The organism is Qipengyuania gaetbuli (assembly GCF_020524765.1).
In the GTDB taxonomy this organism is placed as follows: domain Bacteria; phylum Pseudomonadota; class Alphaproteobacteria; order Sphingomonadales; family Sphingomonadaceae; genus Qipengyuania; species Qipengyuania gaetbuli_A.
Window position 1 is genome coordinate 63371 of record NZ_JAIVLR010000002.1, and the last position, 22908, is coordinate 86278.

At 65.0% G+C, this 22908-nt stretch carries 23 protein-coding genes and 1 tRNA gene; 14 read left to right on the top strand and 10 right to left on the bottom strand.

Annotation, left to right across the window (positions count from 1 at the left end):
* The first annotated feature begins 15 nt into the window (after positions 1-15).
* Entirely contained in the window at positions 16-1407 is a 1392-nt protein-coding gene (locus LC083_RS08860; RefSeq protein WP_226700096.1) for a cytochrome P450, read from the top strand.
* A gap of 70 nt (positions 1408-1477) precedes the next feature.
* Here the strand turns inward: LC083_RS08860 and LC083_RS08865 are convergent, their stop codons facing one another.
* Positions 1478-1636, bottom strand: a complete 159-nt coding sequence (locus tag LC083_RS08865; RefSeq protein ID WP_160608954.1) for a DUF1674 domain-containing protein — start codon at positions 1634-1636, stop codon at positions 1478-1480.
* A 58-nt stretch (positions 1637-1694) separates the two neighbouring features.
* Between LC083_RS08865 and LC083_RS08870 the strand changes: the two genes are divergently transcribed.
* Positions 1695-2930: an RsmB/NOP family class I SAM-dependent RNA methyltransferase gene (locus tag LC083_RS08870; protein ID WP_226700097.1), complete on the top strand. Its 1236-nt coding sequence runs from the start codon at positions 1695-1697 to the stop codon at positions 2928-2930.
* Here the strand turns inward: LC083_RS08870 and LC083_RS08875 are convergent, their stop codons facing one another.
* The 3 genes from LC083_RS08875 to msrA form a co-directional block, all read right to left on the bottom strand.
* The gene (locus LC083_RS08875; RefSeq protein WP_226700098.1) at positions 2931-3755 is read right to left on the bottom strand and encodes a hypothetical protein; all 825 of its coding nucleotides are present in this window, start codon (positions 3753-3755) and stop codon (positions 2931-2933) included. It abuts the gene before it with no gap.
* A gap of 86 nt (positions 3756-3841) precedes the next feature.
* Positions 3842-4657 (bottom strand): hypothetical protein, encoded by an 816-nt coding sequence (locus LC083_RS08880; protein ID WP_226700099.1) that lies wholly within the window; start codon positions 4655-4657, stop codon positions 3842-3844.
* Between the two features lie 50 nt (positions 4658-4707).
* A complete protein-coding gene (gene msrA, locus LC083_RS08885; protein ID WP_226700100.1) occupies positions 4708-5247 on the bottom strand; it encodes a peptide-methionine (S)-S-oxide reductase MsrA in 540 nt (179 codons plus the stop codon).
* Positions 5248-5352: 105 nt separating this feature from the next.
* On the opposite strand from msrA, the gene LC083_RS08890 reads away from it, so the two are divergent.
* The 3 genes from LC083_RS08890 to LC083_RS08900 are packed head-to-tail and all read left to right on the top strand — an operon-like array spanning position 5353 to position 7570.
* Positions 5353-6255: a class I SAM-dependent methyltransferase gene (locus LC083_RS08890; RefSeq protein ID WP_226700101.1), complete on the top strand. Its 903-nt coding sequence runs from the start codon at positions 5353-5355 to the stop codon at positions 6253-6255.
* A gap of 8 nt (positions 6256-6263) precedes the next feature.
* Positions 6264-7139 (top strand): N-carbamoylputrescine amidase, encoded by an 876-nt coding sequence (gene aguB, locus LC083_RS08895; RefSeq protein ID WP_226700102.1) that lies wholly within the window; start codon positions 6264-6266, stop codon positions 7137-7139.
* 2 nt (positions 7140-7141) lie between these two features.
* Complete coding sequence (locus LC083_RS08900) at positions 7142-7570, top strand: hypothetical protein (RefSeq protein ID WP_226700103.1); 429 nt, start codon at positions 7142-7144, stop codon at positions 7568-7570.
* Here LC083_RS08900 and LC083_RS08905 read toward each other — a convergent pair.
* On the bottom strand, positions 7567-8982 hold the full coding sequence (locus LC083_RS08905) for a M20/M25/M40 family metallo-hydrolase (RefSeq protein ID WP_226700104.1): 1416 nt from the start codon (positions 8980-8982) through the stop codon (positions 7567-7569). The genes LC083_RS08900 and LC083_RS08905 overlap by 4 nt on opposite strands.
* A gap of 45 nt (positions 8983-9027) precedes the next feature.
* On the opposite strand from LC083_RS08905, the gene folK reads away from it, so the two are divergent.
* Entirely contained in the window at positions 9028-9522 is a 495-nt protein-coding gene (gene folK, locus LC083_RS08910) for a 2-amino-4-hydroxy-6-hydroxymethyldihydropteridine diphosphokinase (RefSeq protein WP_226700105.1), read from the top strand.
* Here folK and LC083_RS08915 read toward each other — a convergent pair.
* A complete protein-coding gene (locus tag LC083_RS08915) occupies positions 9479-9964 on the bottom strand; it encodes a DapH/DapD/GlmU-related protein (protein WP_226700106.1) in 486 nt (161 codons plus the stop codon). The two genes, folK and LC083_RS08915, sit on opposite strands and share 44 nt — an antisense overlap.
* Before the next feature lie 201 nt (positions 9965-10165).
* On the opposite strand from LC083_RS08915, the gene LC083_RS08920 reads away from it, so the two are divergent.
* Positions 10166-10241, top strand: a tRNA-Lys gene (locus tag LC083_RS08920).
* A gap of 9 nt (positions 10242-10250) precedes the next feature.
* Here the strand turns inward: LC083_RS08920 and LC083_RS08925 are convergent.
* The gene (locus tag LC083_RS08925) at positions 10251-11060 is read right to left on the bottom strand and encodes a class I mannose-6-phosphate isomerase (RefSeq protein ID WP_226700107.1); all 810 of its coding nucleotides are present in this window, start codon (positions 11058-11060) and stop codon (positions 10251-10253) included.
* Positions 11057-12082: a mannose-1-phosphate guanylyltransferase gene (locus tag LC083_RS08930; protein ID WP_226700108.1), complete on the bottom strand. Its 1026-nt coding sequence runs from the start codon at positions 12080-12082 to the stop codon at positions 11057-11059. The genes LC083_RS08925 and LC083_RS08930 overlap by 4 nt, the downstream gene beginning before the upstream one ends.
* 82 nt (positions 12083-12164) lie before the next feature.
* On the opposite strand from LC083_RS08930, the gene LC083_RS08935 reads away from it, so the two are divergent.
* Together LC083_RS08935 and LC083_RS08940 are read left to right on the top strand one after the other, a co-directional pair.
* The gene (locus tag LC083_RS08935) at positions 12165-12740 is read left to right on the top strand and encodes a TIGR04282 family arsenosugar biosynthesis glycosyltransferase (RefSeq protein WP_226700109.1); all 576 of its coding nucleotides are present in this window, start codon (positions 12165-12167) and stop codon (positions 12738-12740) included.
* On the top strand, positions 12737-13459 hold the full coding sequence (locus LC083_RS08940) for a glycosyltransferase (RefSeq protein ID WP_226700110.1): 723 nt from the start codon (positions 12737-12739) through the stop codon (positions 13457-13459). Before LC083_RS08935 ends, LC083_RS08940 begins: the two co-directional genes overlap by 4 nt.
* Here LC083_RS08940 and LC083_RS08945 read toward each other — a convergent pair.
* Positions 13456-14469: an SDR family oxidoreductase gene (locus LC083_RS08945; protein ID WP_226700111.1), complete on the bottom strand. Its 1014-nt coding sequence runs from the start codon at positions 14467-14469 to the stop codon at positions 13456-13458. The genes LC083_RS08940 and LC083_RS08945 overlap by 4 nt on opposite strands.
* Before the next feature lie 104 nt (positions 14470-14573).
* Here LC083_RS08945 and LC083_RS08950 point away from each other — a divergent pair, with 104 nt between their 5' ends.
* Entirely contained in the window at positions 14574-15989 is a 1416-nt protein-coding gene (locus LC083_RS08950) for a dihydrolipoyl dehydrogenase family protein (RefSeq protein WP_226700112.1), read from the top strand.
* Complete coding sequence (locus LC083_RS08955; RefSeq protein WP_226700113.1) at positions 15986-16972, top strand: radical SAM protein; 987 nt, start codon at positions 15986-15988, stop codon at positions 16970-16972. Before LC083_RS08950 ends, LC083_RS08955 begins: the two co-directional genes overlap by 4 nt.
* On the opposite strand, the gene LC083_RS08960 is transcribed toward LC083_RS08955, so the two are convergent.
* Complete coding sequence (locus LC083_RS08960) at positions 16969-17664, bottom strand: queuosine precursor transporter (RefSeq protein ID WP_224831911.1); 696 nt, start codon at positions 17662-17664, stop codon at positions 16969-16971. The genes LC083_RS08955 and LC083_RS08960 overlap by 4 nt on opposite strands.
* Before the next feature lie 134 nt (positions 17665-17798).
* Between LC083_RS08960 and LC083_RS08965 the strand changes: the two genes are divergently transcribed.
* The 3 genes from LC083_RS08965 to LC083_RS08975 all read left to right on the top strand — a co-directional run bounded on the left by LC083_RS08965 (position 17799) and on the right by LC083_RS08975 (position 22871).
* Positions 17799-19127 carry a NupC/NupG family nucleoside CNT transporter gene (locus LC083_RS08965; protein WP_226700114.1) on the top strand — a complete coding sequence of 443 codons (1329 nt, stop codon included), beginning with the start codon at positions 17799-17801 and terminating at the stop codon, positions 19125-19127.
* Between the two features lie 14 nt (positions 19128-19141).
* The gene (locus LC083_RS08970; RefSeq protein ID WP_224831913.1) at positions 19142-20083 is read left to right on the top strand and encodes an isopenicillin N synthase family dioxygenase; all 942 of its coding nucleotides are present in this window, start codon (positions 19142-19144) and stop codon (positions 20081-20083) included.
* A 268-nt stretch (positions 20084-20351) separates the two neighbouring features.
* On the top strand, positions 20352-22871 hold the full coding sequence (locus LC083_RS08975; RefSeq protein WP_226700115.1) for a TonB-dependent receptor: 2520 nt from the start codon (positions 20352-20354) through the stop codon (positions 22869-22871).
* Positions 22872-22908 lie beyond the last annotated feature (37 nt).

Genomic DNA, 22908 nt, shown 5'->3' on the forward strand with positions numbered 1-22908 from the left:
GGAGCAACCTATTTCATGGCCACGCTAGCCGAGCATAAGCCTGTCGAGTTCACCCACTGGAGCGACCGTCTGCCGGACGGCGCGCTGGACCATATTCCGGGCGAGGGCGGCTGGCCGGTTGTCGGCAATACCTTCCGCATGCTGGCCGATCCGCATGGTTTTGCGCGGCGGATGTACGAGACCTACGGGCCGGTCTACAAGAACTGGGCCTTTGGCGGCTGGCAGGTCGCCCTGATCGGTGCCGATGCCAACGAGCTGATGCTGTTCGATCGCGGCAAGTTGTTCTCCAGCGAACAGGGCTGGGGCCCGATCCTCGACCAGCTGTTCCCGCGCGGCCTCATGCTGCTTGATTTCGACCATCATCGGGCCGACCGCCGTGCACTGTCGATCGCTTTCAAGCCCGAACCGATGCGCCATTATTCGGGCAGCCTCAACCGCGGCATCGCCCAGCGCATGGAGCAGTGGGGCGAGGGCGAGATGCGTTTCTACCCCTCGATAAAGGAACTGACGCTCGATCTTGCAGCGGACAGTTTCATCGGCATCGAGTGGGGGCCGGAAGCCGACAAGATCAACACCGCCTTCATCGACATGGTGCAGGCCAGCGTCGCACCGGTGCGTAAGCCGCTGCCCTTCACCCAAATGAAAAAGGGCGTCGACGGGCGCAAATTCCTCGTCGAATACTTCACCAAGGAAACGCATCGCCGCCGCGCGGAAGGCGGCGGGCAGGACATGTTCAGCCAGTTCGCCACCGCCACGCACGAAGACGGCAGCCTGATGCCGGTCGACGAGGTGGTCGACCACATGAACTTCCTCATGATGGCCGCGCACGACACGATCACCAGCTCGGCGACCTCGCTGATCTGGCTGCTGGCGAAGCATCCCGAATGGCAAGAAAAGCTGCGCCAGGAAGTCATTTCGGTGACCGGCGGCGTCGATGCCAAGGGCAAGGTGCGCGATCTTGCCTACGAGGATCTCGGCAAGCTCGAATTGTCGGAAATGGCCTTCAAGGAAGCGCTGCGCATGGTGCCGCCGGTCCCTTCGACCCCGCGCCGCGCGCTGAGGGACTTCGAATACGGCGGCTACACGATCCCGGCCGGCACGCCGGTGGGCATCAACGCCCACATGGTCCACCATATGGCGGAACACTGGGAAACCCCCGACAGCTTCAACCCGATGCACTTCACGCCCGAAGCGGTGAAGGCGCGCCACAAATATGCCTGGGTCCCCTTCGGCGGCGGCGCGCACATGTGTCTCGGCCTGCACTTCGCCTACATGCAGGTGAAGATCCTGCTGGCGCAGATGCTGCCGCGCTACGAGATCGAGCTGGCTGCAGGCGATCCCGAATGGCAGCCCTGGCCGATCCCGAAACCGAAGGATGGCCTGCGGATCAGGCTGAAAAGCATCTAAGCGGGATAATTTCGCGAGCCGCTTGCAGCGCATCTTGCGAGCACGCACGCGCCATGGTGCGCGCGGAATATCAGAAATCTATCGCGATGCCGTCCTTGACCCAATCGCCGTAGCGCGTCGGGCTCAGGTCCTCGTCGACCTCGCCCTTCTTGGGCTTGGGCGGCGGTTCGCTGCTCCAGTGTTCGGGCTTCTCGAATTTCTCGGGCCGCTTGGTCGCGCGTTCGGTCATGCCGTTAGAATGCGCAGGCTGGCGCATGGTTTCAAGTGGGGGTAGGGGCGCAGCACAAATGGCACAGCCTCAGGGAATCCACGCGCGCAAGGCCGCGCTTCGCCTGCTCGACGCGGTTCTTCGCCGGGGCGAGACGCTCGACGTCGCTTTCGGCGCGGCCACCAGCGACGTGCGCAAGTTCGAGGACAAGGCGCTGGCACGCGCCATCGCGGGCGAAGTGCTGCGCTGGCTGGTCGATCTCGACGCGGCCATCGACAGCGCGACGAAGCAGAAGTTGCCCGACGATGCCAAGGTGCGCACCGTATTGCGCATGATGCTGGCCCAGTGGCTGCGCCTCGACACGCCGCCCCATGCGGTGATCGCGACCGGCCTGCCGCTGCTTGCCGGCGGTCCGCGCAGGCTGGCGCACGGGGTCTTCTCCACGCTGACCAAGAGCGAGCTTGCGCTGCCCGATGCGCCAACCCTGCCCGCCGAAGTGGCCGCACGCTGGGGCGAACGGGCATCGGCTATCGCTGCCGGCCTCGCAGAACCGCCGCCGCTCGACCTGACACTGCGCGATCCGGCAGAAACCGAGGTTTGGAAAGCGAAGCTCGCCGCCGACAGCCTGATGCCAGGCCATCTGCGCCTGCCGCGCGGCGAGAGTGTCGAGAAGCTGGCCGGTTTTGCGGACGGGGCTTGGTGGGTTCAGGACCTTGCCGCCTCGATCCCGGCGCGCCTGCTCGGCGCGGGCGAGGGCCGCCACGCGCTCGACCTGTGCGCGGCTCCCGGCGGCAAGACGCTGCAACTGGCCGCGCAAGGGTGGAAGGTGACCGCGCTCGATATTTCCAAGCGCCGCCTCGACCTCCTGAAAGCCAATCTCAAGCGCACCGGCCTTGCCGCAGGAGCCGTGCGCGCCGACGCACTCAGCTGGGAGCCGAAACACCAGTACGACGCGATCCTGCTCGACGCGCCCTGTACAGCGACGGGGACCGCGCGGCGTCACCCCGACGTGCTGCACCGCATCGGCCCGCGCCAGATCGAGGAAATGGCCGAGTTGCAGGCAGCACTCCTCGAGCGCGCGCATGGCTGGCTCAAGCCCGGCGGCACGCTGGTTTACGCGACTTGCTCGTTAGAGCACGAGGAGGGCGAGGCGCAGGCAGCCAAGGTCGGTATGCCGCCGCTTCCCATCGCCAGCGACGAACTGCCAGCGGGCCTGGTCCCCACTGCCGAAGGTTATCTGCGCACCGACCCAGGAATGCTGGGCGATGAAGGCGGCCTGGACGGCTTTTTCATCGCACGATGGCGCAACGACTGATCAGCCGGCTTCTGGCACTGCGCGCGGTGCGGCGGGGCGCGATCCGGCGACCCAGCCGAAATAGGTCACGGCGATCCCGGCCAGCGCACCGGCAGCCAGGGTGATGCTACCCGGTATCTGCGCATAGGCTTTGAACGGTGCGTTGAGGAACGTCATGTCGGGCGCAAACCACGTCACCACTGCCTGCAGCATCACGAACCCTGCGGCCATCAGCCACGGTGCGCCATGCTTCCGGTCGCGGAAATAGAGCACCATTGCAAAGGCCGCGACCAGAGTGTCGCTGATCGCGATCGTGTCGAGCACATTTCGCGGCCCACCGCTCTGGATGAAATTCATCCACGGGAAGAGGTGCTCCATCAGTCGGCTGAACGGAGATTCGAACAGGATCATCGGGGTTGCGAGCATGTATCCCGCATGCAGCTTGATGTTCCGCCGGTATTTGAGCGCGTTGTAGAACAGCGTCAGATAGGCGGCGAGCGCGATAACCATGGCGATCCCGAACGCAGGGCCGAGTTCCATGATGAACGGGCTTTCCTGCGCAAGGTAACGCGATGCGGAAAGGTTGATGATGGCGACAAAGCCCAGCATCAGCAGCGGGAACAGGGCGAAGCTCGCCTGACCCATCGTCTTGTGGAGCGCGTTGCGCCGCGAATGGATGGAAACGCTCTGGACCAGCAGGAATGCAAGCCACGTCATCGCCGTTACCGCGTGGACATGGAACGCAAGCGGCATCGGGCCGCTCGCGGTGAAGTAACTTGCCCAGAAACCGCCGACCGTGATCGCCAGCGTGAAAGCGACGAAATAATGTCCGTATTTGTAAGGCATGCCCGATCCCTCCCCAGCGCGACCCGAGCTTTTGCCGTTCGCGGCAGATATCACGGGTGCGGCGCTCCGCCAAATGCGGTCGGTAATCAGCTGTCGATGCAGTATTCGATCGACGTACAGTCCCTGCCCGACTGGCGGATCTGCATGGTGATGCGAGTCCCTGTGTCGGCAATGCATTCGACCTCGAACGGGACCCCGAGTTCGACGTAGCGGTCGAAGCGCATTTCGGCTTCGCTCACCCTGAACGGATTTCCGCCGCGCAGCAGGCTGGCGAACTGGCGGGCCACTTCGGCAAGGTGCGCCGAGTTCACGTGGTCGCCCGATCCGTCGAGCCAGGGGTGGGCGGGAGGCATGGCATTGGCGGGATCGAGGAGGCCTGCGGCCTGCTTGCCGTCCAGCGGGCCGAGAAAGGGGGATTCGCTATCGCCGAGGCCGAGCATTGACTGGTCGGCATAGGCAAAATCGGCGGAGGAAACCTTGTCGTCCCGTTCCTTGGCTCCGCTGCGCCATTTCTCGAAGTCGCGCGTGCGGAAAACGACGCCGCGCCCGTCCAGGCGGCAGACCAGCGCGCCCGATGCGTCATGAAGATGGATGGAGAAGCTTTCCTTGCCCTCAATCCGCGTGCGTTCGTAGCGCCCACGGGCCATGCGGCCGACGCCGGGCTCGCCGCAGCGCCAGTGCGTCCATGTCAGGGCCGACCACTTGTCGGGGTCCCAGCCGCCCAGAGCCATCGCGCTCTCGACGCTCAGCCAGTAGCTTGCCGCCTGGATCGCTCCGGGATGATGCGGACCGATCCGCAACCACGGCCACAGCGTTTCGTCCTGCGAACAGGCGAATTCGACGCTGCCGTCGGGATTGACGACATGGTCGCTGGTAAAGGCCTTGGTGTGCGCTCCCGGCATCGGCGGGAAGATTGCACCCCAAGGCCCGCGCGACAAGCGTCGCCTGTGGTTCAGGCCTCGGGCTTGAGGTACTGCTGGAAGCTCTTGCGCAGCTTCATCAGCTTGGGCGGGATGACCGCGAGGCAGTAGGGATTGCGCTGGCCTTCGCCTTCCCAATACTCCTGGTGGTAGTCCTCGGCCGGGTACCATTCGCCGGTCTCGATCGTGGTGACCGCACTCTGGCCAGGGTGATCTTCGTTCCAGCGGGCGATGGCCGCCTCGGCCTCGGCGCGCTGGCTATCGTCGAGCGGGAAGATCGCGCTTCGATACTGCGTGCCGATGTCGCCGCCCTGGCGATTGAGCTGGGTCGGATCGTGCGTGCCGAGGAAGACGTCGTAGATCTGGGGCAGGGTGATCGCCTCGTCGTCGAAGGTCACGCGCACGCCTTCGGCATGGCCCGTCTCGCCGGTGCAGACCTCCTTGTAGGTCGGATTGGGCTTGGTCCCGCCGATATAGCCGCTTTCGACCCCGCTCACCCCGATCACGTCCTTCATCACCGCTTCGGTGCACCAGAAGCACCCGCCTGCGACAATCGCCTGTTGCTGCGCCATGTAGTCAGTCTCCTTGTTGGACAGGCAGATAGGAAGCCTGTGGGCGCTTGTCATCTGCCCGATGTGAGGGCAGGAGGCGCGCGGGGAGTTCGAAGGAGACACACGATGCGTTACCTGCTTGCCGCTGCCGCCATCGCGATCGCAGCGCCTGCCGCCGCCCACAATCACGGACAGGGCGAACACAAGAGCGAACATGGGGGCCATCACGGCCAGCACGACATGGCCGAGCATGTCAAAGACACCGCCATGTTCATGAAGCACCACGGCGAAGCGCTGTCGGGTGCCATCAACCATCCGACCCGTGCAGAAGACCGCAAGCGCGACCAGTTCCGCCACCCGGCCGAAACGCTCGCCTTCTTCCACGTCGGCCCGCACATGAAGGTGGGTGAATACGCGCCCGGCGGCGGCTGGTACTCGCGCCTGCTCGGCCACTATCTCGGCGGCGAGGGCAAGCTGGTCGGTATCTATGCCAACCCGCTCAATGCTGCTGCCGATGCAGAGCGGCAGGACCGCATCCGCGCTGCCGCTGCCGGCTTCGGCGCCGAAGTGGCGGGTTACACCGGACTTCCCGCCGACAACTTCTCGGGCATGACGCTGGAGACGATCCCCGATGACCAGAAGGGCACCTTCGATCGTATCCTGGTGATCCGCGGTCTCCACGGCATCACGCGCACGGGCATTGCCGACACCGAGATGCGGGCGATGCGCGAACTGCTCAAGGATGACGGCTACCTCGGCATTGTCCAGCACCGCGCGAAGGCAGATGCGCCGTGGTCCTATGCGAATGGCACCAAGGGCTACTTGCGCCAGCAGGACGTGATCGATTTCATGCGCCTCAACGGCTTCGAGCTCGTCGCTGCGAGCGAGATCAACGCCAATCCGAACGATACCGCCGACCATGAAGGCGGCGTGTGGGAAATGCCGCCTGTCCAGAGCACCAAGCGCGCCGACCTCGCCGACAAGGGCGAAAGCGACCGTATGACGCTTCTCTTCAAGAAGCGGCCCTGAGACCCGGCATGCGCGAACTGACCGTCGCAGTCCTCCAGCTTACCCTCGCCCGAAAGGACGAGAGCGAGAACGTGGCCGCAGTGGCCGCCCTCGTGGAGGAGGCGGCGGGCAGGGGCGCGCAGGTCATCCTGCCGCCCGAGCTGTTTTCGGGCGAATATTTCTGTCGCGAGGAGGACGAGGCACTGTTCAGCCTCGCCCGTCCGACGGCAGAGCACCCCTCGGTGCTCGCCATGCAGGAACTGGCAGCGAAACATTCGGTGGCGATCCCGACCAGCTTTTTCGAGCGGGACGGGCACCACTATTACAACACGCTCGCCATGATCGGGCCCGACGGCGCGATCATGGGGACCTATCGTAAGAGCCACATTCCCGACGGTCCGGGTTACGAGGAAAAGTACTATTTCCGCCCCGGGAACGACGGTTTCAAAGTCTGGGACGTGCCCTGCACGGGTGGCACCGCGCGCATCGGGATCGGCATTTGCTGGGACCAGTGGTATCCCGAATGCGCCCGCGTGATGGCGCTGAAGGGTGCCGAAGTGCTGTTCTACCCGACGGCCATCGGTTCCGAACCCTATGACGCCGATCTCGATACCAGCCGGATGTGGCGCCGCGCCATGATCGGGCACGCAGTCTCGAACTGCATGCCTGTCGCGGCTGCCAACCGCATCGGCCATGAAGGTCCAGCCGACCGGCAGCAGAGCTTCTACGGCCACAGCTTCATCTCCGACGAATGGGGCGACCTCGTCGAAGAATACGGGCGCGAGGAAACCGGAGTGCTGGTGACCACGCTCGACCTCGACCGTGCCGCCACGCACCGCGCGGGGATGGGCTTCTTCCGCGACCGCCGCCCGCAGCTCTACGGCAGGATCTGCGAGGACAGCTGACGGTGACCGGCACCGGCGGAGGGATCGACCAGGGCCAGCTGGACCAGCTGTTCACTGCCGCGCTCGAAGCCGGAATCGCGCGGATCGAGAAAGACGGGCACTTTTTCCCGCTCGTCTTCGAACTGCGGTCCAACGGGGTGATCCACAATGTCGCCGTCCTCGACGCGGCACCGATCAGCGGGAGCGAGGGCGTACTCGGCCGGCTGTCCGACCTTCTGCGCAGCCGGGCGCAGGACGGCCTCATTCGCGCCGCCGCCATCGTCAGGCATTGCACGGAGACGGCCCGGCTGTTCGTCCAGCTGAGAGCGCCGAACTACAGCCAGGACGTGGAAGTGCCCTTTGCGCTTTCCTCCGAAGGCCTCATCCGGCGTCGCCGCCGCCTGTCGCTGGGAGAATTCACCTCAAGCCCGGCAGAGAACACGATCTTCTAGCTGCCGGCGAGTTCCTTCAGGATAATCGTCCAGTGGTCGAGCCCTGCATAGAAGGCATCGACCCGCATCCGTTCGTTGAGGCCGTGGGCGTAGATGTCCTGCGGCCTGCTCGCGCCTGCACCGATGGCGACGGTGTCATAGCCGAGCGTGCGGTAATGCATGCCGTCCGTGCCGCCCGACGACATGTGCGGCAGCATCGGGATGGGCTTGCCGAAGCGTGCGACGAGCGCCTTGGACAGGGCATCGCGAACCTCGTCCGGAAACTCGCTGACGCCGCTTTCGGTCGCTTCGGCGCGCTGGACGATGGCGATCTCGGGATTGCCGATCGCTGCGGCGAGCTGGGCCTTCACATTGTCGACCCCGTCACCCGGGAAGACGCGGCAATTGACTGCCGCGCTGGCCGATTGGGGGAGCGCGTTCTGGGCATGCCCGCCCTTCAGCATGGTCGCCACGCAGGTGGTGCCGAGCGTGCCCACCAGGCTCGGATCGGCGCGGATGATCTCGATGGCCGAGGCATCCGACGGGTCGGCAGCGAAGCGTTTCAGTGCCTCGCCAAGCTCGCCGGGCATGCTCTGGCCGAGCGCGCCGAGATAGGTGCGGGTCAGCTGCGTATCGCGCACGGGGAACCGGTATTCGGCGATTTTCAGCAGTGCCGCGGCCAGGTCGTAGATCGCGTTGTCGCTGCGCGGGCGGGAAGAATGGCCGCCCTGGTTGGTCGCGGTCAGGTCGAAAGTGACGTAGGTCTTCTCGGCCATTTGGACTTGCTGGGCGAGCGGCGAGAAATCGTCGGCCAGCCCGATGCCGCCGGCGTCCGAATTGAGGACGTAGGCAGGGTCCACGTTTTCCGCGATCCATTTCGCTTGCGCGCGGGTCGAGACCATGCCCGTCTCCTCGTCTCCCGAGAACACGAGATAGAGATCGCGGTTCGGCGTCCAGCCTTCCTCCTTCAACCGGATGAAGGTGCTCGTGAGGTTCATCACCCCGTATTTGTTGTCCTGCGTGCCGCGCGCGTAGAAATAGCCGTCGGCCTCGGTCAGGGTGAAGGGATCGCGCTCCCAGTCCTCGGGCAGGGCATCGACCACGTCCATATGGGCGAGCAGCGCGATCGGCTTTTCACCCGAGGATCCATCGCCGCGATACCGTACGATCAGGCCCTGCGTGGGATCGCCTTCGCTGTCGTAGTCGGTGACCATGATGTCCCCGGCAGCAAAGCCTGCTTTCGACAGGCGGCCTGCGAGATAGGCGACCATGTCGTCCACCTGACCGTGCCCGCGAGCGGTGCGGAAGGCGATGATGTCGCGGTAGATTTCGTAGCTGCGCTGCTCATGCGCACTGCGTTCATGCCCGTCCGCTGCAAGCGGCGCCGCGCCTGCCAGCAACGCGAAGCCGATGGCTGCCCCGATCCCCTTCATCGCAATCTCCCTTGCCTTGTCGTGCCGGCACGCTAGGCGCAGGCCATGGGGCAGGCAAGCAGCCACCGTTACGTTATCGCGCTCGGCTCGAACATGCGCGTGCCGGGTGTCGGCGCACCGCGGGCTGTGCTGCTGACAGCCTTGGAGCGGCTGGCTGATCGCGGGGTAGAGGTCGAAATCGCCTCGCACATCCGGGCCAGCCACCCGGTCGGCCCCTCGCTCAGGACCTATGCCAATGGCGCGGCAATCGTGTCCGCCCCGCTCGATCCGCCGACGATGCTCGCCCTGCTGCAGTCGGTGGAGAGCGAATTCGGGCGCGAGAGGCGCGGCGCGCGCTGGCGGGCACGCAGCCTCGATCTCGATATCGTGCTGTGGAGCGGCGGGGCCTGGTTCGCGCCGGACCTAGTCATTCCGCACCTCCTGTTTCGCGAGCGCGACTTCGTGCTGCTTCCCGCTGCCGAGATCGCACCCGACTGGCGCGATGCCGTGACGGGCCTTACTCTCCGGCAGCTGGCTGGGCGCGCGGCTTTAGCGCGATAGCGGGATTGCCGCGATAGACCGTCCAGGCTTCTGCGTCCGAGAACAGGGCACCGCGCGCAGATAGGACAGCCCCTTCGCCCATGGTGACGCCCGGGCCGACGAAAGCTTCGGCAGCCACCCAGCAAGAGCGGCCGATGGTCACCGGGTCGAGCACCAGCTGGAAATGCGGATCGGCGATATCGTGCGAACTGGCGCACAGGTGCGAGCGCTGCGAAATCACGCTGTCGTTGCCCACGCTGATATGTCCCTGGTTGTAGAGGAGCGCCCCCGGACCGATCAGCACGTTGTCGCCCAGCTCGAGATTGCCGGGCCACCAGACGCGCGCACTCGCATGGACGCGGCAATTGCTGCCGAGCCGCGCACCGAAAGCCTTGAGGATCAGCGCGCGCCACGGGTGGAGGAGCGGCGGCGTCCAGCGAGCGAGCAGCAACCAGGCGATCATCCACAATGTCCGTGCAATTCGCGAGCCGAGCGGGAAGGACGGCCCTCCGCTGCGGCTTTGCGCAGTGCGTGCATCGAGTGGTTGCAACCCCGTCCCTTCCTTGTCGCGGCCCCGTGCCAAACTAAATTGCCGGGCTGCCCGAAAGCAACCCAAACCACGCTTGACCACCCGCCATCGCATGCCTAGGTGCCCCTCGTGGTCGGGCCCTTAGCTCAGTCGGTAGAGCAACTGACTTTTAATCAGTAGGTCGCTGGTTCGAACCCAGCAGGGCTCACCACCTTTTCCCTCAGGATTGTCCGGCAGAACACGCAATCAGCGTGCGCGCCGCCGTGCCGAATTCGACCTCGTCGATGTTCGATGCCATTGCGCTCGACCCGGGCGCTATGCGCGCGTCCGACACCGCGACATCTCCGGAAAGCGGCAAGACCTGCATCGGGCCCTGCAACCGGCCGAGCATGTCCGCCGAAGGCTCTCCATGGAGCTGGAACAGGCGGAAGTGCGGACCGTCCACCAGCACCGCTTCCGCATCGGGCGCCACCTTCCGGTGCAATCCCGCAGGATAGGGCTTGCCGGAAGCCACTGCGATGGCTGCATCCAGATGCAGTTCTCGCGGGCGGTCATAGTCGTAAAGGCGATAAGTGATGTCGGTGTTCTGCTGCACTTCGAGCAGCGTCAGTCCTTGCCCGATCGCATGAACCGTCCCGGCCGGGATGTAAAAGAAGTCGCCCGGCTCGACCGTCCGCCATTCGAGCAGGTCCTCGATTGATCCGTCGAGCGCAGCAGCGCGCATGGCTTCGGCATCGAGCGACTGCGTGAAGCCCATCGCCAGCCTTGCACCCGGCTCTGCAGCCAGGATCAGCCAGCATTCCTCCTTGCCGCGGCCGGTCGGGCTGGCGGCACCGGAAGGGTGCACCTGGACCGAGAGCTTTTCGCTGGTGAAGAGATATTTGACGAGAACGTCCGGCATCGCATCGGACGGCTCGAACCAGATTTCCCCGATCCGCTCTGCGTCTCCGGGAAGTGCGAAGGGTGGCGGCAAGGGGCTGCGACCCCAGACCTTTTCCACCCGCTTGGTCGGCAAGATCCGGGAGTTCATTGATTGGCGGCCCCGTCCAGCTTGCCGACGCTCTGCGCATGGTCGCGCGAGAGGACGAGGATTTCGTCGCCATCGACGACCACGATCACGTCGCTCAGGCCGACGATGGACACGCGCGGGCCATCGGTGTCGACCATCACGCCGCGGCAACCCATGGCTTCGGTTCGGCCCGACAGGACATTGCCGTCTTCGTCCGCCTGGCGAGCTTCCATCAACGCGCTCCAGTCGCCGATATCGGACCAGCCGATATCCGCCGACACGACAGCAGCGTGCGAGGTGTTTTCCATTACCGCGAAGTCGACGCTTTCCCCGGCGATGCGCGCAAATGCAGCCGCCTCGGGATCGAAACGCGAACCGTCCCATTCACCTGATGCAACCGAAGCTTCGACCGCTTCGGCCATTTCGGGGCGATAGGTCTCAAGCTCGTCGAGCAACCTTCCCGCCGGAAAGGCGAAGATGCCGCCGTTCCAGACGAAGCCCCCGTCATCAAGGAACTGCTGCGCGCGCTCGAGGTCGGGTTTTTCGACGAACCGTTCGATCCGGTGTCCAGCCCCGACGGTCTGGCCGCGCTTGATGTAGCCGTATCCGGTGGCCGGACGGTCGGGTGCGATGCCGAAGGAGACGAGGTAACCCTCCCGCGCGAGCGAGGCGGCGGTGCGCACTCCGTCGAGGAAGGCGGCCTCATCGGCGATGTGGTGGTCGCTCGGGCAGACGAGCATCACCGCATCGCGGGGAAGCAGCCGTGCCGCCAGCGCGATTGCAGGGGCGGTATTCTTGGCCGCCGGTTCGACGACCAGGCGGTGCTCGCCGGCCTGTTCTGCGATGAAGCTGGTGTGCGCCTCTCCGGCTACCACGATCGGGGCCTCGAAAAGCCCGGAATCCGATACGCGGTCCAGCGCCTGCTGGAACAGGGTCCGGTCGCCCAAGAGCGGAAGGAAAGGTTTCGGCTTCACGCGGCGGCTGCGCGGCCAGAGGCGCGTCCCGCTGCCGCCGCAAAGGATAACTGGATAGACCTTTGTCATGACAAGCAGCCGCCTAGCAGCCGTTTCCATGCGCGTCATGGCCTGCTTGCACCTGCCTGCGATTTTTCGTTACGAGACAGCGATGAACGCTCCGCGCCTGTCCGTTTTCGCCCGCCTGCCCGTGCCCGGAAAGGTCAAGACGCGGCTGATCCCCGCTCTCGGGGAAGAGGGGGCGGCACGCCTCTATGCGCGCCTTCTGGCCCATACGGTCGAGGTTGCGAAAGCGAGCGGCCTGGAATTCGAGCTGCGGGTGACAGGGGGCGAGGAAGCAGCGTTTCACGAACTCTTCGGCGCCGATGTGAGCGTCGTCGACCAGGGCGAGGGCGATCTGGGGGCGCGGATGGCAGGCGTGGCTGCGCCCTGCCTCATCATCGGGAGCGACTGTCCGGCCATCTCCGTGCCGCTCCTGCAAGCGGCGGCAGGTGCGCTGGCGGACCGCAAGGTGGTGCTCGGTCCCGCCAATGACGGGGGCTACTACCTCGTGGGGCTGGCCGAGCCGATGCCTTTCCTGTTCGAGGCGATGGAGTGGAGCACGCCGCAGGTCCTGCCGCAAACGCTCGCGCGGCTGGCAGAGCGCCGGATCGGCCCTGCGATCCTGCCCGAACTGGCTGACATCGATACGGCAGAAGACCTCGCCGCCTGGCCCGAATTCCAATGAGCGTTACGCTGCTGGTTCCTGCGCTGGACGAGGAAAAGGCGCTGCCCAAGCTGGTGGAGCGGCTCGCCAGCCTCGATCCCGCGCCTGCCGAGATCATGCTGGTGGACGGCGGCAGCAGCGATGCGACGGTCGCCATCGCGCGCGATGCGGGATGGCGCATTCTCGAGACGGCGCGGGGCAGGGCGCTCCAGATCAACGCCGGGGTAGAGGACGCGCGCGGGGAGATCGTCTGCGTCCTCCATGCAGACACCTTGCCGCCGACCGACATGGTGCGAGTGATCGAGGACGCGATGCAAGACCGGCGCACCGCGCTTGCCAGTTTCAGCCCCGTCATCCGCGGGCCAGAACGAACGCGCTGGGGGACGACGCTGCATAATTGGGCCAAGACCTGGTACGCGCCGCTCATCACGCGCCCGCACCTCTTCTTTCGCGGTGTGCGCCTGCTGTTCGGCGACCATGCCATGTTCTTCCGCCGCGCCGATTTCCTCCGCGTCGGCGGGTGCACGCCGGGCGATGCGGTGATGGAGGAAGCCGATCTGTGCGTGAAGCTGGCGCGGCTGGGCTGGGTGCGGATGCTGCCGCAGCGGGTCTACACTTCCGACCGGCGGATTGCCGAATGGGGCGCGCTCAAGGCGAACTGGATCTATTTCAAGGTCGGCATGCTCTGGGCCTTCGGCCTGCGCAGCCGGATGGCAAAGCACTATCCCGACGTGCGCTAGGCGTCGGCCAGGAAGCCCACGGCAATGCAATGGTCGATGAGGCGCCGGATGTAGTCCTCGCCCGTCACTGCGCATTCGATGCCTGTCACTTCGCGAAAGCGCGTGTCCGAGAAATGCGGGTCGCGCTGGAAATAGCTCGCGTAAAGCCCAGCCACCCGCTTGAACAAGCGCCGCTCCAGCGCGGGGAGCAAGGCGGGATCGAAGCGCTCGGGGGCGACAAGTTCGGGTTCGTGGAAGTGCGGGTAGCCGCCGATTGCCCCGGTGAAACGTTCCACCGGTAGCGGCTGGCCGGAGACGAGATGATAGGTGCCGCCGGCTGCCTCGTCCATGCGTTCGGCCAGCGCGACAATGCCAGCCGCCACGTGGTCGATCGGCACGAAGTCGAGCGTCGCGCCCGGGCGGGCAGGCATGTGCCGCACGCGCCCTTCGGCAATCAGCTTGAAGGCTGCATAGGTGGTGTCGAACTGGCGGATGGCGCCGTCCCCATGCGCGCCCACCACGATCGAAGGGCGGCCGATCGCCCATCTGGCAGTGCTTTGCCGGACGAGCCGCTCGCCCGCAGCCTTGCTGGCTTCGTAACCATTGGCAAAGCCGTCCTCTGGCAGGGCATCGTCCTCCGCGATCGGCCCGTTGCGCGTCCCGCAGACATAGGCCGTCGAGACGTGCAGGAAGCCCATGCCGCCGGCCTCCGCCAGCTCCAGCGCATGGCGCACGCCATCGACATTGGCAGCGCGGTAATCCTCTTCTTCAAGGTCGAAGCGCACGCTGGCAGCGCAGTGCACGACCAGGTCGTGCGCGTCCGCCAGCCCGGCGAAACGCTCGGGGGACAGGCCCAGGCGCGCTTGCGAGATGTCGCCCTTCACAGTGGGGATGTCGACAGCGGCGCCGTCGTTCGCGCGCACTTCCGGATTGCGGTGGACGAGGCCGGTCACCTCGTGGCCGCGCGCGAGCAGCCTCGCGCAGATCTCGCCGCCCACCAGTCCGGCAGCCCCCGTCACCAGCACCTTCACGCGGCGCGCCTTTGCGTCATGTAACCGATGGGACCTGTCCGTCGAAGGGGCGGGGGAATTCGATAGAGTTCGCATCTTGAGCAATTTCGGTTACGGGACAAGCGATGAAATTCACCCATGACGTAATCGTGATCGGCGGCGGGGCCGCAGGACTTGTCGCTGCCGGCGGCTGCGCGCTCTTCGGCCTCGAAGTCGCCCTGATCGAGGGGCGCAAGATGGGCGGCGAGTGCCTGAACGATGGCTGCGTGCCGTCGAAAGCGCTGATTACGGCAGCGAAACGTGCGGCAGAGGCGCGGGAAGCCACGCGCTACGGGGTGACGCTCGATCAGCCAAAGGTCGACTGGCTCGGCGTGCGCCAGCACATTCGCGATGCCATCGCCGCGATCGAGCCGCACGACAGCGAAGAGCGGTTCGAGGAAATGGGCTGCGAGGTCATCCGCGACTGGGCGAAAGTCACCGGTCCCCAGTCGGTCGAGGTTGGCGGAAGGACCCTGCGCGCACCGCGCATCGTCATCGCCACCGGCTCGAAGCCGGCCATCCCGCCGATCGAGGGCGTGGAAAATGTCCCCTATCTCACCAATGAGACCATCTTCGACATCGAAGCACTGCCCGATCACCTCGTGATCGTCGGCGGCGGGGTGATCGGCATGGAAATGGCGCAGGCCTTCCGCCGTCTCGGCAGCGCCGTCACCGTGGTCGAGCCGGACGAGCTGATGGCCCGTGACGACCGCGAGAGCGTGGCGCTGGTGCGCGAAGTGATGGAGTGCGAGGGCGTCCGCTTCGTCAAGGGGCTCGCCAGCAAGGTCGAGGGCCGCGAAGGCGCTGTCCGCCTGCATGTCGGCGAGGAGGTTATCGACGGATCGCATCTGCTGATCGCCACCGGCCGCAAGGCCCGGTGCGAAGGCTTCGGCCTGGAAGACATCGGCGTGAAGATGGGCCGCGGCGGTATCGTGACCGACGCACGCCGCCGCACCTCCGTGAAAGGCATCTACGCTATCGGCGACTGCCGCGACGGGCCGCGCCTGACCCACGTGTCGGGCTACGAAGGCTCCAACGTCGCCCTCGAAATCACCCTCGGCCTGCCCGCCAAGGTAGATTATTCGGCTTTGCCCTGGTGCACCTATACCGAGCCGGAAGTTGCCCAGATCGGCCTGACCGAACAGGAAGCACGCGAGAAATTCGGCGAGAAGCTGCGGGTCGTCACCGAAAGCTTCCACGACAACGAACGCGCGCTGACCGAAGGCAATGACAAGGGCCAGGCGAAGGTGATGCTCAAGGGCACCAAGGTCGTCGGCGCCAGCCTGGTGGGCAAGAATGTCGGCGAATTGCTGCTGCCCTACACGCAGACGATCACCGGCAAGAGCAGCACCTTCGCGCTAGGCTCGGCGGTCATCGCCTATCCCACCCGCAGCGAGATCACCAAGGCGACTGCCTTTGCCGCATGGGAGCCGACCGTGTTCGGGCCGCTGCCGAAGAAATGGGCCGGGTTCCTTGCCCAGATGAGGCGGCGGTTTTCGTGAACGCGCGTTCGGCTTCCCGCAACGCACCGGCTGGCCCGTCGCCCTTCGCGGTCGAGGCGGCAGCACTTCCGCGCGAAAAATTCGCAGATCCAGCCATCACGGCCAAGGGTGAGCCGCGCGCGAGCGTGCCGCTGGTCCGGCTCGATACGCTGTGGCTCAACACCGGCACGCTGTGCAATCTGGCCTGCGCCACATGCTACATCGAAAGCAGCCCGACCAATGATGCGCTGGTCTATCTGCGTAGCCACGATGCGGGCCGCTTCCTCGATGAAGCGGCAAGCATGGGGACCCGCGAGATCGGCTTCACAGGTGGCGAGCCTTTCATGAACCCCGATATGCTCGCGATGCTGGAGGACTGCCTTGCGCGCGGATTCGAGGTCCTGGTCCTGACCAATGCCATGCGGCCGATGCGCAGGCACGAGCGCGCGCTGCTCACCTTGCGCGAAAGGTTCGGCGAGCGGCTGACCCTGCGTGTGAGCCTCGACCACCATTCGCGGCCCGTCCACGAGGCGGAGCGGGGTGCCAACAGCTGGGTTCCCGCGATGGACGGGCTGCGCTGGCTGTCGGACCATGGCTTTTCGATCGCCGTTGCCGGACGCCTCTTGCCGGGCGAGGGCGAGCAGGAGGCGCGCCGCGCCTATGCCGCGCTGTTCGCTGCCGAAGGGATCGCAATCGATGCACATGACCCTGTGCGGCTGGTGCTGTTTCCCGAAATGGACGCAGGCAAGGACATCGCGGAGATCACCACCGCGTGCTGGGACATTCTCGGCAAGTCACCTTCCGACATCATGTGCGCATCGAGCCGCATGGTCGTGCACCGCAAGGGCGAGCCGGGCCCACGCGTCGCGGCCTGCACGCTCATTCCCTATGACGCGGGGTTCGACCTCGGTGCAACGCTGGCAGAGGCGAGCGGAGAGGTGGCCCTGAACCACCCGCATTGCGCGCGCTTCTGCGTGCTGGGCGGGGCCAGCTGCTCGGCCTAGGCGCGTTTGCGGCTGTCCAGCCACTTCGCCAGCGCGACGCCGCCCGTGATGAGGAAGGGCACCAGCACGATGCTGAGCGTCACCTTGGCGATGACCTGTCCGATGAGGAGGTTGGTGATCGGGAACTGGCCGTAGAAGGCCAGCGTGATGAAGATCACCGAATCGATTGCCTGGCTCAGCGCCGACGCGACCGCGCCGCGTGCCATCAGTGAAAACGCGCCGCCGCCTTCGGCATTGCCGCGCAGGCGCGAGAAGATCCACACGTTGAGCAGCAGCGAGACGATGTAGGCCGCAGGTCCGGCCGCCCAGACGCGCCAGATCGTCGCATGGACCCGCTCGAACGCCGCCAGGTCCTCTGCCCGTCCGCCGATCATTTCGGGCGATGCGGGAAGGTTCAGCACGAGCTGCATCAGCAAGCCGGAAATCAGCAGCGGGACGAACCCGAACCACACGATCCGGTTGGCGAGTTTTTCTCCGTAGAGCTGGGCGATGGTGCTGGAAATCACCACCAGCAAGAGGAAGGCGAAGATGCCCGATTCCACCGCGAGGTCGGTCGGCCACAGCTGCACCTGCTTGAACGCGAGCACGCCCGCGAGCACGGTCATGCCCCCGTAGAGCAGGATATAGACGAACAGGCCGAGCGGCATGGCAGCTGCGGCAAGGCGGGTTTCGTTGGCCGGGCTTTCGGTCATGACGGGGTAGGACAATCTTTCAAACTGGTGACAGCGCGCGCTGGCGGAGGGCGCAGAAATTGACTAAGCGGACCCGCCGCGCAAGGTAGCGGCTGATTTCATCCGCAACTTGTCGCATCGCGAAGGGGTCCGCAATGCCGCCTTTCATTGTCAATATCGCCGGTATCCTCGCGATCCTCCTGATCGCCTTCCTGCTGTCCACCGGCAAGCGCCGCATCAAGCTGCGTGTCGTGGGTGCGGCTTTCGCATTGCAGGCCCTGATGGCGCTGCTCGTCCTGCGCACGCCCTGGGGTGTCGAGGCGATCCTGGCGATGTCGAACGGCGTCATTGCCCTGCTCGACTATTCCAAGGCCGGTATCACCGCGATCTTCGGTCCGATGGAAGGCAATCCCTTCACCAATACCTTCGTGATCGCCGCCCTGCCGGTGATCATCTTCTTCGCCGCGCTCGTCTCGATCCTCTACCACTGGGGCATCATGCAGCGGCTGGTGCGCTGGGTCGGCGGTGCGATCGGCTGGATTACGGGCATCTCCAAGGTCGAGGCGCTCGGCAGCGCGGCCAATATCTTCGTCGGCCAGTCGGAAAGCCCGCTGGTCGTGCGCCCCTATCTCGCAGCGCTCACGCCCAGCCGCCTGTTCACCCTGATGAGCGTCGGCATGGCCGGCGTGGCGGGCACGATCCTGGCTGCATACGCCAGCTTCATCGGCGCAGAAGCCGTGCCGTTCCTGCTGGCAGCCGCCTTCATGTCGGCACCCGGCGGTATCCTGATGGCCAAGATCATCATGCCCGACGACGAGAGCGATCTCGCGCGTGACGCGGCCGAGATGGCCGAGGTCAAGCTGCCTGATGCCCGCATCAGCGGCGACGGGCCGGCGGCGCTCACCGAAAGCGGCAAACCGCACGAGGTCGAGGTGGCCGAGACTTTCGAGGAAGGCCACAAGCCTGCCAATGTCATCGAGGCAGCGGCCCAAGGCACCCAGACCGGCGTGAAGCTGGCGGTTGCCGTCGGCGCCATGGTCATGGTCTTCGTTGCGCTGGTCGCGCTCGCCAACGGCATACTCGGCGGCATCGGCGGCTGGTTCGGCTATCCCGACATCAGCTTCCAGCAGCTGCTCGGCTATGTATTCGCGCCGGTCATGTACCTCATCGGCATTCCGTGGGAGCAGGCCGGCGCTGCCGGCGGGCTGTTCGGCACCAAGATCGTGCTCAACGAATTCGTCGCCTTCATCGAACTGGGCGCCATGGACGCGGCTGTCCTTACCGAACGCAGCCGGGCGATCATCACTTTCGCGCTCTGCGGCTTTGCGAATTTCAGCTCGATCGCCATCCAGATGGCGGTGACGGGCGGCCTTGCGCCAAATCAAAGACCGGTCATCGCCAAGCTCGGTATCCGCGCCCTGGCTGCCGGTAGCCTCGCCAACCTGATGAGCGCGGCACTGGCGGGACTCTTCCTACCGTATTAAGGGCCGCTTCCATTATGACCGATTCCAACACCGATATCGCGGTTGTGTCGCTGGCACAGCCGCTCGAAAACATCGCCGACGAGCTTGGCCGCAGCTTCCAGGAATACGGCTTTGCCGTAATTCGCGACCATGGCATCCCGCAGGAACTGATCGACCGCGCCGAAGCGCTGTCGAAGGAATTCTTCGCGCTGCCGGACGAAGCCAAGCGCGCCTACCACATCCCGGGCGGGGGCGGCGCACGCGGCTACACGCCGTTCGGGACCGAGAAGGCCAAGGACGCCAAGGTCCACGACCTCAAGGAATTCTGGCACGTCGGGCGCGAACTTCCCGAAGGGCACGAGCTGGCCGAATACATGGCCGCCAATGTCTGGCCGGACGAGGTCGACGGTTTCCGCGAGACCTTCACCGAACTCTACACGGCCTTCGAGGAAGCCGGCGGCCGCGTGCTGGAGGCGATCGCGCTCCATCTCGGCCTGCCGCGCGAGTTCTTCGCCGCCACCGTCAAGGACGGCAATTCGGTCATGCGCCTGCTGCGCTACCCGCCGCTCGAAGGCGCGGAAGCCGAAGGAGCCATCCGTGCCGCAGCGCATGGCGACATCAACACGATCACGCTGCTGCTGGGCGCGGAAGAGGCCGGTCTCGAACTGCTGACCAAGCAGGATGAATGGAAGGCCGTGGACGTGCCGGAAGGCGCGCTGGTCATCAATGTCGGCGACATGCTCGACCGGCTGACCAACGGCAAGCTGCGTTCGACCACGCACCGCGTCGTAAATCCGCGCGGCGAGGCGGCATATCGGGCGCGCTATTCCATGCCCTTCTTCCTGCACTTCCGCCCGGACTACACGATCGAGACGCTGGAAAGCTGCATCGATCCGGCGCGTCCGGACGACCATCCGGCGCCGATTTCCAGCCACGATTTCCTGCTGCAGCGCCTGCGCGAGATCAATCTCGCCTGATCCGGACAACCCCGATCCGCCGTGGGCCCAAATCCGCGGCGGAACCCGGCCGGCAAGATAAATTCCAAATGGTGCAATTTTGCAACTTATCTAAGTTGCTGAATTACTTGAATTTATCCCTTTGTGTGGCGCAATTGATTCACAGCCCCCGGTGGCTGTCTTGACTCTGTCACAAAAGCATCGCTTTGCCGAAACATGCACGGCCTAGCGGGGCTGCGCTTCCGTAAAGCATCAAGTATTCACCCGAAGAGACGAAGGGGTCTTCTCGATGAAGTTCAAATATCTCCTGGCCACGTCGGTGGCTGGTATCGCAGCTGCAGGCGCAATGCCCGCCGCAGCCCAGTCGACCGGTTCGATCGACTTCGATGACGATGTGATCATCGTTACCGGCACCACCGACAATGGTGTCGGCGGCGTCGAAATCCCGAACACCACCAAGGCGAAGCAGGTTCTCAACGAAGAGATCATCCGTCGCCAGCGTCCGGGCCAGACGGTCAACGACATCGTGAACCTGGTTCCCGGCGTCAGCTTCCAGAACAACGACCCCTGGGGTTCGTCGGGCGGTGGCTTCACCATCCGCGGCTTCAGCTCGGACCGCGTTTCGCAGACCCTCGACGGCCTGCCGCTGAACGATTCGGGTAACTACGCCCTCTACACCAACCAGCAGGTCGACCCGGAAGTCCTCGAAGAGGTCAACGTCAACCTCGGCACCACCGACGTCGACAGCCCGACCGCTTCGGCAACCGGCGGCACGATCAACATCCGTACGCGTGAGCCCAGCGACGATGCCGGCATCACCGCGACGATGACCTTCGGCGACGTCCTTTCGAAGGGCGCCGAAGACACCGTCTACATGCGCGGCTTCCTGATGCTCGACACCGGCGACATCACCGGCAACGGCCTCAAGATGTTCGGTTCGGCCAGCTACACCAGCTACGGCGTTCCCTATAACCCGTACGGCAAGATCGATAAGAAGCAGTTCAACGCCCGCATCTGGCAGGACCTGGGTTCGAACGGCGACTTCGTGGCGGTTTCGGGCCACTACAACGAGAACCGCAACAACTTCGCCGGTTCGGAAAGCCTGCGCTTCCTCCTGCCGATGGCTGAAGATGGCGAAGTCGAAATCAACGGCGTCACCTACAACGACAAGGAAGGCCGTTTCTCGATCTACGAGACCAACGGCGAATATCCCTGCAGCATCGCGGCCGACGAACTGGTCGGCGGCGTGGGCAACCCCGGCGTCAGCGACCGCTACGACGACCGCAACGGTTGCGGCGCGGCATTCTACCGTCGCTACAACCCGTCGAACACGGGCAACATCCGCGGCGCCTCGCGTTTCAGCATCGGTGACAGCCTGACCTTCACGTTCGATCCGAGCTACCAGTACGTCAAGGCGAACGGTGGCGGCCCCGACGATCTGCGTGAATCGTTCTTCACCGTAAACGGCGGCTCCTACACGGGTGCATTCAACGGCGGTTACTACTTCGGACGCGACCTCAACGGCGACGGCGACCTGCTCGACCGCCTGGCAGGTACCGACCCGAGCCAGACGACCACCGACCGTTACGGCGTCATTGCCAACCTGATCTACGACATCGCCGACAACCATCGTGCGCGTCTGACCTACACCTGGGACCGTGCACGTCACCGTCAGACGGGTGAAATCAGCGGCATGTACGAAAACGGTGAACCGTGGAACGTGTTCGCGATCGATGAGCCGGTGCTCGACGTCAACGGCAACCCGGTCCAGAAGCGTGACCGTCTGTCGTACGCCATCCTGCACCAGGTTTCGGCAGAGTACACCGGCCAGTTCGGCGACCTCACCGCGAAGCTCGCACTGCGTGCTCCGTTCTTCACCCGTGAGCTGAACCAGAACTGCTTCACCACCTCGGCTGGCGGCTTCGTCGACTGTCCGAACCCGGGTGCAGACCTGTCGAACTACGTGAACGCCTCGTTCAACGACGATCACGCCGCACCGCAGTCGCGTACCTACAAGTACGACGAGCTGCTGCCGAACGTCGGCTTCACCTACGACATCAGCGACGCGATGTCGGTGTTCGGTAACTACGCCAAGGGCCTCTCGGTCCCCGGTACCGACCCGCTGTACGATTCGCTGTACTTCGCCGATGAAGACGTCGCTCGCCCGGTTCCGGAAACGACCGACAGCTTCGACCTCGGCATGCGTTACCAGACCGGAGACGTGGAAGCCCAGCTTGGTGCCTACTACACCAAGTACAACAACCGCCTGGCGGTTGCGTTCGACCCGACTGCCAATGACGGCGAAGGCGAATTCGTCTTCCGTAACCTCGGCAAGGTCGACAAGTGGGGCATCGACGGCTCGATCGCCTACCGTCCGTCGCGCAACTCGCTCCTGTATGTCTTCGGCTCGTACAACGACTCCGAAATCCAGGACGACGTGCTTGACCGCGGTGGCTTCATCCCGACCGCCGGCAAGCAGGAATCGGGTACGCCGACCTACTCGTTCGGTGGCCGTGGCCAGATCGCCTTCGGTGACTTCGAACTGGGCGCACAGGTGAAGCACACCGGTCCGCGGTGGATCAACGACACCAACGAAGACAAGGCTCCGTCCTACACCGTTGTCGACCTCGACGCGCGTATCACGCTCGGCGAATTCGCAACCGGCGGCGACGCAGCCATCCAGCTGAACCTCACCAACCTGTTCGATGAATATTACATCGGCTTCTTCGGTGGCTCGCTGGACGACTTCGGCTTCGCACAGATCGGTGCTCCGCGCGCCGGCAGCATCTCGCTGATCATCGGCTACTAAGCCAGATCGCGAACCGAAAAGAAGAGGGCGGCTCCCA